Genomic DNA, 14741 nt, shown 5'->3' with positions numbered 1-14741 from the left:
CTCAATATTAGAAAGCGGCAGGGGGAAAAGAGTGATTGATACAACTAGATGTTTTGCAGGCTTTTCGGCTTGATATCCTGCCAGTTCTCCTCAATGTAGTGCAGGCATTCAGCCCGGCTTGCTGGCCCACATACCGGCTCCCAGCCATCAGGTGCCGGAATAAACTCTGGCCATAACGAGTGTTGATTCTCCTGATTCACTAATACGATGAATATAAGGTTCTCATTGTCGAAGGGGTTGCTCATCTTTTTTTCCTGTTTATAGGGGGCAGGCTTGTTTTTCTATAGAAACTTCTCTTTTAACGCAATGAAGATAGTTTTAATTTTGCGATTTTAAGAATTTGAATGCCGAATTTAGGCTATTTATAAATATTGTTATTTATGCGTATTTATAAAAGGTCAGGCTTTTAAAAATGTCGGTGAATAATATTTTGGTGATGGATATTTAATGGTGGTGAATTAATAGCAGTCGAAAACAGAAGAAATAAGAGGGGTAATACAGCGTGTGGTGGCCGCCTCTGCTGTGTTAACGAAGCAGAGGCACGGCGGTATTTATTCCTCAGGCAATAAGTGTGATGAGGTGATCCTCTGCAAGGGTGTAGTAACCCGTCAGTCGGCTTCCCGGCGCTCTCTCTGCCGTCAGAGGTTGCGTCAGTTCAAGGGTGATGCGCTGCGATGCCGTATCAATCTGGCAAACCCGCGCGGCATCAAAGTCAAAAAAGCGCCGCACTTCGGGGTAGAGGGCTTTGAACAGGCTCTCTTTAGCGGAGAAGGCGATCAGTAGCGCACTCTCATAAGGCAGCGGGCAGCCCGCGAGCAGCGCCTGCTCCTGCGCCGAGGTGAACATATCAGCGGTTTCGCGCATAGTCTCTGGTGCCAGCATCTCAATATCCACGCCCGGCGTCAGGCCTGCGCCGCTGGGCGCGATAACGGCTATCGCCCGGTCATGGGTGTGGGAAAGGCTGCCGCACCAGCCCGCAGGCCAGATGGGGGAGCGATCCGCCGCCGAGCCAACGCTGGCGTCGCAGCCGTGGTGCGCAAGCAGCAGCTTTGCGCCGTAGCGCGCCGCCAGATACTCTGCCCGGCGCTTCACGCCCGCCGCGTGCAGGCGCGCGGGAAGCGGGATCGCGTAGTGGTCAAACAGCTCGTCCTGCCAGGCGTGGCGATCAAAACAGAGCTGGCAGTAGGCGAGCCCCGGTATGGCCGCTATCGTGCCCATCTCAAGATGGGAGATAAAAGGCGGCCGTGCGTGATGGGTCAATGGAGTTAACATATTGCTCACTCTCAACAGGTAAAAAAAACCGCCATTACGGCGGTTTTATCAACATAACGTTCAATCCGCTTAGTGGCGCTCAAGCCAGCGCTGAATCACCGGGCCGATGCTTTTCAACGCCTCCGGGCTGAACATACCGTTATGGGTGCCCGGCACAGGGTGGACGATGATATTGCCATCAACATAGTTTGCCCAGAGCTGAGGATCGAAATCCTCTTCCCCGGCATCACGCTGCGTCGCTTTGAAGAAGAGCATATCACCGCGATAGCATCCCGGTGTCGTGGCGGCCAGCAGCAGCGGCGCATCACGAAGCTCAGCAAAGATACGCTCGAAAATCACCGGCTCCACGTCCGCGAGAGGGTGTTCCATCACCTGCAACTCACGCCGCAGCCCCTCAACAGAGAAGAGCGCCTGGTCATCCGGCACGGCACCTACCAGCGCTTCGAACAGCACCTTCAGCCCCTCTTCATCGCTCATTATCGTCTCAAGATAACGCTCCCCGAGCGGATAGCCATCCAGCAGCACCAGCGTGCTGACCTGATGCCCCTCTTTTTGTAGCAGCGTGGCGACCTCATGGGCCAGATGGCAGCCGAAAGACCAGCCGAGGAGAGCATAAGGGCCTTCTGGCTGGACTTTGTAGATCTCCGCCAGATAGGTTTTCGCCAGCGCCTCTACCGATGCTGCTGCCTCGCCGGTGCTGATCCTGCTCGCCTGCAGACCGTAGATCGGCTGCTGCTCGCCGAGATAGCCAATAAGCCCAGAGTATGACCAGCTCAGACCACCGCCGGGAGGCAGGCAGAACAGCGCGGCTTTATCGCCCAGCGGTTGCAGCGGCAGCATCACATCCAGCATGCTGCTGCGGCGGTTGCTCTCCAGCCGCTGCGCCAGCATCGCGACCGTTGGCGATTCAAACAGATCGCGGATGGTCAGCTTCACCTGCAATTCGCGGTCAATCTGCGTAATCAGGCGCGCCGCCAGCAGAGAGTGGCCGCCCATAGCGAAGAAGCTGCTGTCGATGCTGACGTTCTCAACCTTGAGCAGCGTGCTGAATTTCTCCGCCAGCCAGATCTCCCGCTCGCTTTGCGGCTGACGCCCGGCCTGGGTGCTGAAGTCAGGCTTCGGCAGCGACTTAATCGCCAGTTTACCGTTGGCGTTGAGCGGCAGCGCCTCCAGCAGCACCACCGCAGCAGGCACCATAAAGTCCGGGAGACGTTCACGGGCAAACTGTTGCAGAGCCTCAGGTAGCGTCTCTTGCGGATCGCTCGCCACCACATAGGCGACCAGCTGTTTATGGCCCGCCGCATCTTCAAGCGGAATAACCGCCACCTGCTGCACGGCCTCATGCTGCTTCAGCACGATCTCGATTTCACCCGGCTCGATTCGGAAGCCGCGAATTTTCACCTGCTGATCGCCACGGCTGACAAAGCTGATGGCGCCGTCACGGCGGCGTTTAACTCTATCGCCGGTGCGGTACATACGGCTTCCCGCAGGCCCGTAAGGGTCGGCGACAAAGTGTGCCGCGCTAAGCCCCGGATGGTTCACGTAGCCGCGCGCCAGCCCGCGCCCGGCGATGTAAAGCTCGCCTGCAACGCCCTCCGGCTGCGGTTGTAAGTACTCATCCAGCACATATAAGCAGGTGTTATCCATTGCGTAGCCGATCGGCACATCCAGATAGGGCGCATCCGCCTGGGTAATCGGGTAATCCGTGGCGTAAGTCGTCGTCTCTGTCGGGCCGTAGATGTTCATCAGCTCAAGATCCGGCAAATGCTCGCGCACGGACTGTACCGCGCTTGGGGAGATCTTCTCCCCGCCGGTATAGACTTTGCTGACCCCCGCCAGGCACTGCCACGCCTCTTCGGCAATCAGGCGGAACAGCCCGGAGGTTAAAAACACCGCGGTGACGTTGCGATCGGTAATGGTCGAGGTGATCACCGCCAGCTCCAGCGCTTCTCCCGGCACAATCACCGCCTGGTGGCCGTTCAGCAGCGCCGCCCAGATCTCATAGGTTGAGGCATCAAAGGCATACGGCGAGTGCAGCAGAATGCGCTGATGATGCTCCCCCTGCCAGCGGCGATCCCGCGCCAGCGCAACGACATTATCCTGGGTAATGGCAATCCCTTTCGGTTGACCGGTGGAGCCGGAGGTAAACATCACGTAAGCGATATGGTCAGGCTTGAGCGGCGTCGCGATGGTCGGCGCCTCTTCCTGCGTATGGGCATTATTGACCGTCAGGACGGCAATACCCTCCGGCAGAGGCGTCGCGCTGTGCTGCTCATCCACCACCGCGATGCGCACGTCCAGCGTATGGGTAATATGCTGCCAGCGCTCAAACGGATCGCTGGTGCGCAGCGGCACATAGAAGCCGCCCGCTTTCACCACGGCGAGCACGCCAATCACCAGCGAGAGAGAACGCTCCAGCAGTAACGCCACGCCCTGTTCCGCTTTCACGCCATGCTGTTGCAGGCTGTGGGCTAAAGCATTGGCGCGCGCATCCAGCTCCTGGTAGGTCAACTGCTCGTCGCCACAGCTGATGGCGATGTGATGCGGCGTTTTCGCCACCTGGCAGGCAAACTCCTGCGCTAATGTGGCCGGCGGCAGATCCACAACGGTGTCATTGCCGATATGAATAAGCGCGTCGCGCTGTTCGCCGCTCAGTAACGGCAGGTTTTTCACCGGCCGATCCGGCGAGGCGACCGCCGCCTCCAGCAACTGCACAAAGTAACCCGCCAGCGCGGTAACGGTTGAGCGATCGAACAGCTCCACAGGGAAGTCAATTTGCGCATCCAGCGCGCAGACTTCGCCATTTTCGCCGCTAATCTCATCAAAGTTAAACAGCAGATCAAACTTGGTCGTCACCAGACCGACCAGCTGGTGAGCGGCCTGCACATCCACCAGTTGCGGCGGTGTATTGGCGTTGTTTTGCAGCACCATCATCACCTGGAAGAGGGGATGTCTGGCGGAGGAGCGCCCCGGATTCAACGCTTTGACCACCCAGTCGAACGGCACATCCTGGTTGACATAAGCAGAGAGCATATACTCACGAACGCTGGCAAGCGCGGCACGGAAGCTGGGATTTGCCGCCAGATCGACGCGCAGCACCAGCGTATTGACGAAAAAGCCCACCAGATCGCCGATGGCTTCATCCGAGCGTCCCGCTGCGGCGGTACCAAGCGTAATATCATCGCCCGCGCCCATGCGGCTAAAGAGGATAGCGGCGGTCGCCTGTAGCAGCATAAAGGGCGTTACCCCTTCCTGTTGCGTCAGGGTTTTAATCCGCTGATAGAGCGCCTCGTCGATCCGGAAATGGACCCGCTCGCCCACATAGCTCGGTGACGCCGGGTGCGGACGGTCAACGGGCAGCAGCATCTCTTCAGGTGCGTCCGCCAGCGCGCTGCGCCAGAAGGCGATCTGCTGGGCGCAGAGCGGCGTGTTCTCCTCGATTTCGCCGAGCAGGCTGCGCTGCCAGAGCGCATAGTCAGCGTACTGCACCGCAAGCGGCGTCCACGTCGGCACCTGCTGCTGGCAGCGCGCGTTGTAAGCGCAGGAGATATCGTAGAAAAGCGGCGCCAGCGAGCCGCCATCGCAGGCGATATGGTGAATGACAATCAGCAACACCTGTTCGTGGGTCTGCGGCAAGCGGAACAGCGTACAGCGCAGCGGGATCTCCCGCGCCAGGTCAAAGGCATAGGTTGATGCCTCATCCAGCGCACCGGCGAGCGTTTCCTCAGTTACTGATTTCACCGACAGCGTCATCTCGACCGAATCAGCGGCAAGGATATGCTGGTAAGGCTGCTCCTGATGGAGGGGGTAGAGGGTGCGCAACACTTCATGGCGCGCCACCACATCACGCAGTGCCTGGCCCAGCGCCTCTTCATTCAGCGGCCCGCTGAAGCGCACGGCGAGCGGCATATTATAGGCCGCGTGGTTATCGTCGAGGTTCTTCAATAACCACATGCGCTGCTGGGCAAAGGAGAGCGGCAGATACTCGCCGCGCGGCTGCGGGGTCAGCGCCACTTTCGGGGCGATATCCGCCTGCGCCAGCTGGCTGGCGAGCTGCGCCACGGTGGGGTAATCAAACAGCGTACGGATGGGCACATTTTTGCCCAGCTCGCTGCTGATGCGGCTTATCAGACGCATCGCTAACAGCGAATGGCCGCCGAGCATAAAGAAGTTGTCATCAATGCCCGGCGCCTCCAGCTGCAACACCTCAGCGAAGAGGCCTGCTAACATCTCCTCCTGCGCATTACGCGGCTGACGCCGGGTTGCGCTCTGCATCATGCTTGGTTTCGGCAGTGCGCGTTTATCCAGCTTGCCGTTAATGGTCAGCGGGAATTTCTCCATCTGCACAATGGCTGCTGGCACCATATATTCCGGCAGTTTATCCGCCGCATGATGGCGCAACGCCGCCATGTCGACAGGGCTATTTCCGTCACTGATGATATAGGCCACCAGCTGCGGGTTGCCGGGGTTATCGTTTTGCAGGATCACCTCGGCCTGGGTCACCTGCGGATAGCTCGCCAGCGCGGCGGCAATCTCGCCCAGCTCAATGCGGAACCCGCGCAGTTTCACCTGCTGATCGGCGCGGCCTAAGTAGTTCAGCTCGCCTTTGCGGGTGCGGATCGCCACATCACCGGAGCGGTACATGCGCGTGCCTGGCTCGCCATACGGGTCGGCAACAAAGCGTTCGCTGCTTAGCGCCACGCGGTTCAGGTAGCCGCGCGCGAGGCCTGCGCCGCTGATATACATCTCCCCCTCTACGCCTGGCGGAACAGGTTGCAGCGCATCGTCTAACAGATGGATATGCAGATCCGGGATCGCCACGCCAATCAGGCTACCGGAGGCGTTGCGCGCCCCCTCCGCCGTCAGCGGCTGATAGCTCACATGAACGGTGGTTTCGGTAATGCCGTACATGTTAATCAGCTCCGGCGCAGCGTCATCATGGCGCTGATACCAGCGCTCAAGCTGGCTCAGATCAAGCGCTTCACCGCCAAACACCACTTTGCGCAGCGCTAATGGGTAGCGTGCTGGGGCAACGGCATTTTCCGCTTCAATCAGCTGATAGAAGGCGGATGGCGTCTGGTTGAGGATGGTGACCCGTTTGTCGCTCAGCAGTTGCAAAAAGGCCTGCGGATCGCGGCTGACGATAAACGGCACCACCACCAGTTCGCCGCCGTAGAGCAGCGGGCCCCAGATCTCCCAGACGGAGAAGTCGAAGGAGCAGGAGTGGAACAGCGTCCAGATGTCGGTGCGGGCAAAGTCAAACCAGCCCTCGGTGGCCGCAAAGAGGCGCAGCACATTGCTGTGGTGGATCATCACCCCTTTCGGTTTACCGGTGGAGCCGGAGGTGTAGATGATGTACGCCAGGCTCTCCGGGGTGACCGGGCGCAGGCGCTCATTGTCACTGAGATCCTCGGCGCTCAGCCCTGCAAGCTGCTGCTGGCACTGCGGCGTATCAAGCAGCAGTTCCGCCAGCGTGCTGCTCAGCGTACCGGCATACTCCGCGAGGGTGATAATCAACGCCGGTCTGGCGTCGTCAACAATGTAGGCCAGACGATCTGCCGGGTTATGCACATCCAGCGGCAGGTAGGCGGCGCCCGCTTTGACGATGGCGAGCAGTGCCACCAGCGTCTCCATGGTGCGCGGCAGCGCCAGCGCGACGCTATCTTCCGTGCCGATACCGCGGCTTACCAGATAGCGTGCCAGCTGGTTGGCGCGCTGGTTCAGTTCGCCGTAGCTCATCGTCTTATCGCCGAGGCTCAGCGCCGTTGCCTGCGGTGTTTCACGCACCCGCTGTTCGAAAACCTGATGCAGCGTGGCGTCAGCCCACTGGTTAAAAGAGGTGCAAGCTGGCACGGCAGCCTGGCACTCCTCCGCCAGCAGCAGCGGAACGCTGCCGACGCGCCGCTGCGGCTCTGCCATCACGGCGTTCAGAACCAGCACCAAACGCTCGGCCAGCGCTTCGGCGGTGGCATCGTCAAACAGATCGGTGGCGTATTCGAGAATGCCGTTAAGCGCCGTGGGCGTCTCTTCGATATTAAAGGTCAGATCGAACTTCGCCACCGGCAGCAGCGGTGTGGCAACTCTGGTTTGCAGATGGTCAAAGCGCGCTTCGCTGTAGGCCATATTTTGCAGTACCAGCATCACCTGGAAGAGGGGATGGCGCGCCAGCGAACGCTCAGGATTTAGCGCTTCGACCAGGTTATCAAAGGGGAGATCCTGGTGTTCGTAGGCTTGCAGCGCATAGTCGCGAACCTTCTCCAGCAGGGCGCTGAAGGTGAGGTTGTCGTCAATGGTGGCACGCATCACCAGCGTGTTGATAAAGAAGCCGACCAGCGGTTCGAGCGCCTCATCGCTGCGCCCGGCAATGGCGGTACCGACGGGAATGTCGTCACCTGCGCCCATGCGGTGCAGCAGCACCGCCAGCGCCGCCTGCAACACCATAAACAGGCTGGCGTTGTGCCCTTTCGCCACCTCAAGCAGGCGCGCGTGCAGCGATTCATCGATGGTAAAGCGACACTGCTTGCCTCGGTAGCTTGCGCGCGCCGGGCGTGGACGGTCGAGAGGCAGTTTCAGTTCGTCGGGAAGATCGGCGAGCGTGTTGCGCCACCAGGCGAGCTGGCGGCCCGCCTGGCTTTCAGTGGCGTTGATCTCGCCCAGCCAGTCGTTCTGCCACAGGGCATAATCGCCATAGTTCACCGTAAGCGGCGTGAAGGCTGGAGCCTGGCCCTGCGCGCGGGCGTTATAAGCCGCAGCGAGATCATGCAGGAGCGGAGAGAGCGAACTGCCATCGCTGGCGATATGGTGCATTAAAAACAGCAGCAGATGGCGCTCTTCATTGATGGTAAAGAGCCACGCGCGGCAGGGATCTTCCCCGGCTAAATCGAAGGTGTATTGCGCGGCGCTCAGCATCCGGCTTTGCAGATCGTCAGACGCAACGTGTTCGGTTATCAGAGTGCAGGCTGCCTCCTCATCCCCGGTAACATGCTGATAAACGCTGCCGTCGGGCTGCTGTAAAAAGCGCGTGCGCAGCGTTTCGTGGCGCAGCTTCACATCGTTGAGTGCCGCCGCCAGCGCCGCTACATTTACTTCGCCCGTAAGCTCCAGCGTCAGCGGCATATTGTAGGTGGCGGTTTGTCCCTCGATACGATCGATCATCCACAGCCGACGCTGCGCGGCGGAAAGCGGCAGACGGGCCGGTTTTTCACGCGCCTGTAGCAGCAAACGCGAAGGCGCGGCGGCGTGCAAACGCTCGGCAAACTGCGCCACCGTCGGCGCTTCAAAGAGATCGCGGATCGCAGGATCAACTCGCATCTCGCGGCGCACCTTACTGACCAGACGCGACGCCAGCAGCGAGTGGCCGCCGAGGGCAAAGAAGTTGTCATCAATGCCGATGTCATCCAGGCCGAGCACTTCGGCGAAGAGTGCGCAGAGCGTGCTCTCCCGCTCATTGCGCGCGCCACGATGCTGCGCGGCGGTAAAGTGCGGCGCGGGCAGGGCGCGCATATCCACTTTGCCGTTGGCGTTTAGCGGGAAGGTCTCCAGCGGGATAATCATCGCCGGCACCATAAAGTCCGGCAACTGCGCGCTCAGCGCCGCGCGCAGCTGTTCCGCATCGAAGTCCGCCTCTTTGCGCGGGATAACATAGGCGACAATCTGCTTATTGCCTGCGTTTGGCTCGACGATGCAGGCCAGCGCCTGCGCCACGGCAGGCTGCTGTTGCAGCGCGGTTTCCACTTCCGCCAGCTCAATACGGAAGCCGCGAATTTTCACCTGCTGATCGCCGCGGCTGAGGTATTCGAGCACGCCATCTTCACGCCAGCGCCCCCAGTCCCCGGAGCGGTACATGCGCTCGCCGGGCTGCGCAAACGGATTAGCGACAAAGTGCGTTGCCGTGAGTACCGGCTGGTTCTGGTAGCCGCGCGCCAGGCCGAGACCGGCGATATACAACTCGCCGGGAACACCGACCGGCACCGGATTGAGATAGCCATCCAGCACGTAGGTTTGCATGTTATCGATCGGCGCGCCGATGGGCACCGTCATCTCCGTCGGGATGCCCGGCATCAGGTGCGTGGTGGTAAAGGTAGTGGTTTCCGTCGGGCCGTAACCGTTCATCATCTTCAGTTCAGGGCAGTGCGTCATGACCTTTCTGATCGCCGCCACCGGCAGCACATCACCCCCGGCAATCAGCAGCCGCACCGCTTTCAGGGCGCTGGCATGCTCCTCGGCCATCAGGCGGAACAGACCGGCGGTGAGCCACAGCGCGGTCACGTTTTCCGCCATGACGATCTGCGCCAGCGCATCGATATCCAGCTCACCGGCCGGAGCGACAATCAGCTGGCCGCCGCACAGCAGCGGCACCCACAGTTCATAGGTGGAGGCATCAAAGGCGGACGGGGAGTGCAGCAAGACGCGCTGATGATCCTCCGCCGACCAGCGGCGGTCGAGGGCAAGCGCCGCCACACTCTGCTGGTTGATGGCAATCCCTTTCGGTTTACCGGTCGAACCGGAGGTGTACATGATGTAAGCCAGGCTCTGCGCCGCACTTGCTACTGCCGGGTTGGTCTCTGCTCCGGCCTGCTGCGCGTCGTCGGCCGGGTGAATGATATGCGCGGCATCCGGTAACGGCAGACCCGCGTCGGCGATAAGCAGCGTGGCACCTGCGTCATCCAGCATCATCTGCTGGCGCTCAAGGGGGTCGCGCGGGCGCAGCGGCAGGTAAGCGCCGCCTGCTTTGATCACCGCAAGCGTGGCAATCACTTCATCAATGGAGTGCTGCATCAGCAGCCCGGCGCAGAAGGTTTTCCCGCCGTTCAGCGCGATCAGCCGGTGCGCCAGACGGTTCGCCGCCTGGTTTAGCTGGCTGTAGGTCACCGTTTTGCTGCCTTGCTTAACGGCAATGGCGTCCGGCGTGCGCAGCACCTGCTGTTCAAACAGCGCGGCTAAACGCACTTCAGGCAGCGCGACACGGGTGGCATTCCAGCCGCTAAGCAGCGTTTCGCGCTGGGCAGAGGTTAATAGCGCCAGCTCGCCAACGCGGGTAGTCGGCGCGCTCACCAGTGTCTCAATTACGTGGACTAAACGTTCGGCAACGCCCTTGATGGTGCGCGCGTTATAGAGATCGGTGGCGTATTCGATATACCCGCTTACGCGCCCGTGCTGCTCATCAATGTTGAAATTAAACAGCAGATCAAATTTCGCGCTGCTGGTGGGCAGCTCCAGCTGTTCAAGCTGTAACCCTTCGAAGCTGACAGCCTGCGGCCACGGCGTATCCACCGCCAGCATCACCTGGAACAGCGGATGTTTCGCCAGCGAGCGGTCTGGTGCCAGGGCTTCGACAAGGCGCTCGAAGGGGAGATCCTGGTGTTCATTGGCCTCCAGCACTGCACTGCGCGCCAGCTCGATGAGCGTGCGTAATTCCGGGTTGCCGGAGGCCTGGGTACGCAGCACCGCGGTGTTGGCGAAGTAACCAATCATCGGGATCTGCGCGATATCGGTACGGCCATAGATCGGCGTACCGATGGCAATGTCGTCGCCCGCGCCCATGCGGTGCAGCAGCGCCACCAGGCCTGCGTGCAGCAGCATAAACAGGCTGGCACCCGTTTGTGCGCTCAGCGCTGCAAGCTTTGCAAAGACATCATCCGGCAGCGTAAAGGCGACGCGATCGCCCGCATAGCTGGCGCGCGCCGGACGGGGGCGATCGCCTGCCAGCGTAATCTCTTCCGGCAGCCCCTGTAGCTGATTGCGCCAGTAGGCCATCTGCCTGGCTAAGAGAACGTTCTCATCCTGCTCTTCACTGAGCAGCGCGCGTTGCCAGAGGGCGTAATCCGCATACTGCACCGCAAGCGGCACAAGATCGGGGGCGTGGCCTGCCTGGCGCGCCTGCCAGCAGAGGCTCAGATCCTGCAACAGCGGGAAGAGGGAGCCGCCGTCGCCTGCGGTGTGGTGGATCACCAGCAGCAGAACATGCTGCTCGGGCGCAAGTTGATAGAGCCAGCCTTTGATCGGCAGCTCGCGATCGAGGGCAAAAATATGCGCGCTGTGCTGCATCAACTGGGCGTTCAGATCGTCTGGCGCAATGGCCTGTTGTTGCAGGGTAAATGCCGCCTCTTGCGGCGTCAGCACCTGCTGGCAAGGGGTATCTTCCTGCTGGGTTAAGCGCGTACGCAGGCTTTCATGGCGGGCGATAACATCCGCCAGCGCCTGCGTCAGCATTGCGGCATCCAGTTTGCCGTTAAGCCTGATGGCGAGCGGCATATTGTAGGCGCTGCCCGGCGCGATCTGCTCCTGTAGCCACAGGCGCTGCTGGGCAAACGACATCGGCAGCAGGGCGGGGCGCGGTTGCGCCACCAGCGCAGGGCGCACGGGCGCGCCGCTTCCGGCCTCAATCAGCCTGCTCAGCTCGGCGACGGTTGGCGCGTCAAAGATCGCTTTCAGCGAGATCTCACTGTTGAACGCTTCGCGGATGCGGCTCAGCAGTTTCAGCGCCAGCAGCGAATGGCCGCCAAGGCTGAAGAAGTTGTCATCGATTCCCGGTAACGCGCTGTCCAGGCACTCGGCAAAGAGCTGGCACAGTTTTTCCTGCTGCGGCGTGGAGGGCAGCACGCGGGCGGGCGCGGTGAAGGCCGGAACCGGCAGCGCGCGGCGGTCAATTTTGCCATTCGCCGTGAGGGGGAACTGCTCCAGCACCATCATCACTGACGGCACCATATAATCCGGCAGCTGTTTGCCTAACTCGGCGCGCAGCGTGTCGGGCGAACAGTGCGCGCCATCGTGCGGCACCACGTAAGCTACCAGCCGTTTTTGCCCGGAGGCTTTTTCATCATGCGCGAGCACCAGCGCCTGCTTAATCGCCTTTGATCCCAGCAGCGCATTTTCGATATCACCAAGCTCAATGCGGTAACCGCGGATCTTCACCTGGTTATCCGCGCGCCCGAGGAAGCCGATCTGCATATCCTGCTCCCAGAAGGCGATATCCCCGGTGCGGTACATGCGCGACCCTTCAGGGCCAAAGGGGTTAGCGACAAAGCGCTCGCTGGTGAGATCGGCGCGTTTCAGGTAGCCAAACGCCAGGCCGTCGCCAGCGATATAGAGCTCGCCTGCCTGGCCAACCGGAACCGGTTGTAGCGCGCTGTCGAGGATATAAACCTGGGTGTTGTTGATCGGCAGACCAATGATGGAAGGGGCCACGCGATCGGCGGTCAGCTCGCGCAGGGTTGACCAGATCGTCGTTTCCGTTGGCCCGTAAACCTGAATGACTCGCGATGCCAGCGTCACCATCTGTTCGGCCAGATTGGCTGCCAGCGCGTCACCGCCCACCAGCGCGGTGAGACCTGCCAGCGCCTGCGGTTGATAGCTGACCAGGCCCTGCCACAAGGCTGGCGTACCCTGCAGATGGGTGATGTTCCAGCGATGGATCTCATTTGCCAGCAGATGCGGGTCGCGCGCCGCATCGCGTGAAGCGATCACCACCGCTGCGCCGTTGAGCAGCGGCAGGAAAAGCTCCAGCGCGGCAATATCAAACCCGACCGTGGTGACGGCCATTAAACGATGCTCTGGGGAGAGCAGAACGTGTTGCTGCATCGCCAGCATAAAATTGGTCAATGCATGATGGGGGATCAGCACCCCTTTCGGCGCGCCGGTCGAGCCGGAGGTGAAGAGCACATACGCCGCCTGCTGCCGCTGGGCGAGGGTTGTCACAGGGTCGGTTTCTGGCTGCGAGATAATGCCCGCAATAATGGCGTTGTCATCTATTTGATATTGCGGGAATTGTGCAACCAGATGCGACGTCCCGGCGGTGGTTAACAGGCAGGTCGGCGCGGCGGTGGCGAGAATATGTTTTATCCGCTCAGCGGGGTGATCGGGATCTAATGGCATATAGACCGCACCGGCTTTCATGATTGCCAGCATGGCGATCACCAGATTATCCGTGCGCGGCAGCAGCAGCCCGACAATGTCGCCCGGCCGTACCCCCTGCTGACGTAAATAGTGGCTTATTTGGTTGACCAGGCTATTTAGCTGCCCATAGCTCAGCACGCTCTCCTCGTAGAAGATGGCCGGAGCATCGGGTGTAAGCTGAACTTGTTTTTCAAAGCACTCCGCAAGCGTAAGGGAAGGTATCGGCGCGGCAGTTTTATCATTCAGCAGGGCAATCTGCTGCTGCTCACTGGCGCTCAGTAACGCGGGGACGCCGATGGCCATCTCAGGGTTAGCAATCAGTTCACTGAACAGCGCCGTCATTCTTTCATAATGGGTAAGCAGCTGTTGCTCGCTATAGAGCGCGCTGTTGGCATCGAAGCCCAGCACGATGGTGCGCTCACCGCCATAGCCAAAGAAGAAGATGCTCAAATCTTCCACCGGGCCGTTGGAGAGATTCACGGAAAAGGTTTCCGCCCCTGTCAGCGCGAGGCTTTCGCCGAAGAGTTCAACGTTAATCGCCGTGTTAAACAGCGGGCGCGTGACGTTAAGCTCGCGAAGCAGATCTTCATGGCGGTATTGCTGGTGGCGCAACGAGGAGATCATCTCCTTCATCGCCTGCGCCATCACGTCGTTGAGGGTCAGCGCTGGCGATAAGTTTAAGCGCAGCGGCATGATATTCGACATTAAGCCAGGAATGCTGCGCTGCGCTCGCCCAACGCGTGCCGCCATTGGAAAGCCAATCACCAAATCTTCATTACCGGTAATGCGATAGAGATAGATCGCGCTCAGGGCGGTGAGCAGCTGCGGCAGCGTAAAGCCGGAGTCGCTGGCCCGCTGCATGATGGCGTCATGAAACGGTTTTTCCAGCGGGATGCGCTGGCGGATAAGCTGGTCACAGGGGGCGGCGCGCCCGGCGAGGCTCACCGGCTCCGGCAGATCGCTAAAGCGCGATACCCAGTAGTCTCTGTCGCGCGCGAAACGTTTTGAGTGGCGATACTCAATATCATCGGCCATCAACGTTTTAAAGCTGCCGAAAGGCGAGGGGGAGACCGGCTCGCCGGCGATTAAGTCGTTGTAGATTTCAATGGCGCGGCTGAGGAGCAGCGCGGCGCCAAAACCGTCCGTAAGAATGTGATGGCTGCACTGATAATAGAGATGTTTGTTTTCGGCAATCTTAACCAGGAAAAAGGTAAACAGATGCTTTTCAGAGAGTGAATAAGCTCTGTTTGTCTGCGCCGTCATATATTCAATGGCGGTTGCCCACGGGTCGTCCATCATACTGAAATCATAAAAGCCTGCTTCATAATCATTAACCGGCGTCAATGATTGCCTGACGTCGTTATTTTCATGAAAAAAACGGCCATGCATGGCATCTGTTTCAGCAATCATTGTTTTTATAGCGTCTTTAAATAGTGATGGGTTAATTGCGCCATCAATAATTAAATACTCACTAATATTATTATTTGCTTGATTCAGTGCGACTTCATTCGCTAACCACATGCCCATCTGAGCGGACGTTAAAGCGAAATAATCCATGTCTTCTGGTGCGGACA

General features: G+C 59.8%; 3 protein-coding genes. All 3 read right to left on the bottom strand.

Going from position 1 to position 14741, the window contains the following annotated elements; genetic code table 11:
- Positions 1–44: 44 nt before the first annotated feature.
- Positions 45–245, bottom strand: coding sequence for an MbtH family protein (locus IAE50_RS04345; protein WP_200579677.1), 201 nt, complete (start codon positions 243–245; stop codon positions 45–47).
- A gap of 313 nt (positions 246–558) precedes the next feature.
- On the bottom strand, positions 559–1272 hold the full coding sequence (locus tag IAE50_RS04340; protein WP_200579676.1) for a 4'-phosphopantetheinyl transferase: 714 nt from the start codon (positions 1270–1272) through the stop codon (positions 559–561).
- Between the two features lie 69 nt (positions 1273–1341).
- The gene (locus tag IAE50_RS04335) at positions 1342–14724 is read right to left on the bottom strand and encodes an amino acid adenylation domain-containing protein (protein WP_255563238.1); all 13383 of its coding nucleotides are present in this window, start codon (positions 14722–14724) and stop codon (positions 1342–1344) included.
- Positions 14725–14741 lie beyond the last annotated feature (17 nt).

Origin of the sequence: Kosakonia sp. S42 (assembly GCF_016624785.1) — a bacterium.
Classification (GTDB): domain Bacteria; phylum Pseudomonadota; class Gammaproteobacteria; order Enterobacterales; family Enterobacteriaceae; genus Kosakonia; species Kosakonia cowanii.
The sequence above is the reverse complement of the archived record's forward strand: the minus strand, read 5'-3'. Positions and strand labels throughout refer to the sequence as shown.

What these genes read in the sequence shown, in the direction of transcription:
- IAE50_RS04345 (WP_200579677.1), bottom strand. Translation starts at nt 245, where the DNA reads ATGAGCAACCCCTTCGACAATGAGAACCTTATATTCATCGTATTAGTG.
- IAE50_RS04340 (WP_200579676.1), bottom strand. Translation starts at nt 1,272, where the DNA reads ATGTTAACTCCATTGACCCATCACGCACGGCCGCCTTTTATCTCCCAT.
- IAE50_RS04335 (WP_255563238.1), bottom strand. Translation starts at nt 14,724, where the DNA reads ATGGATTATTTCGCTTTAACGTCCGCTCAGATGGGCATGTGGTTAGCG.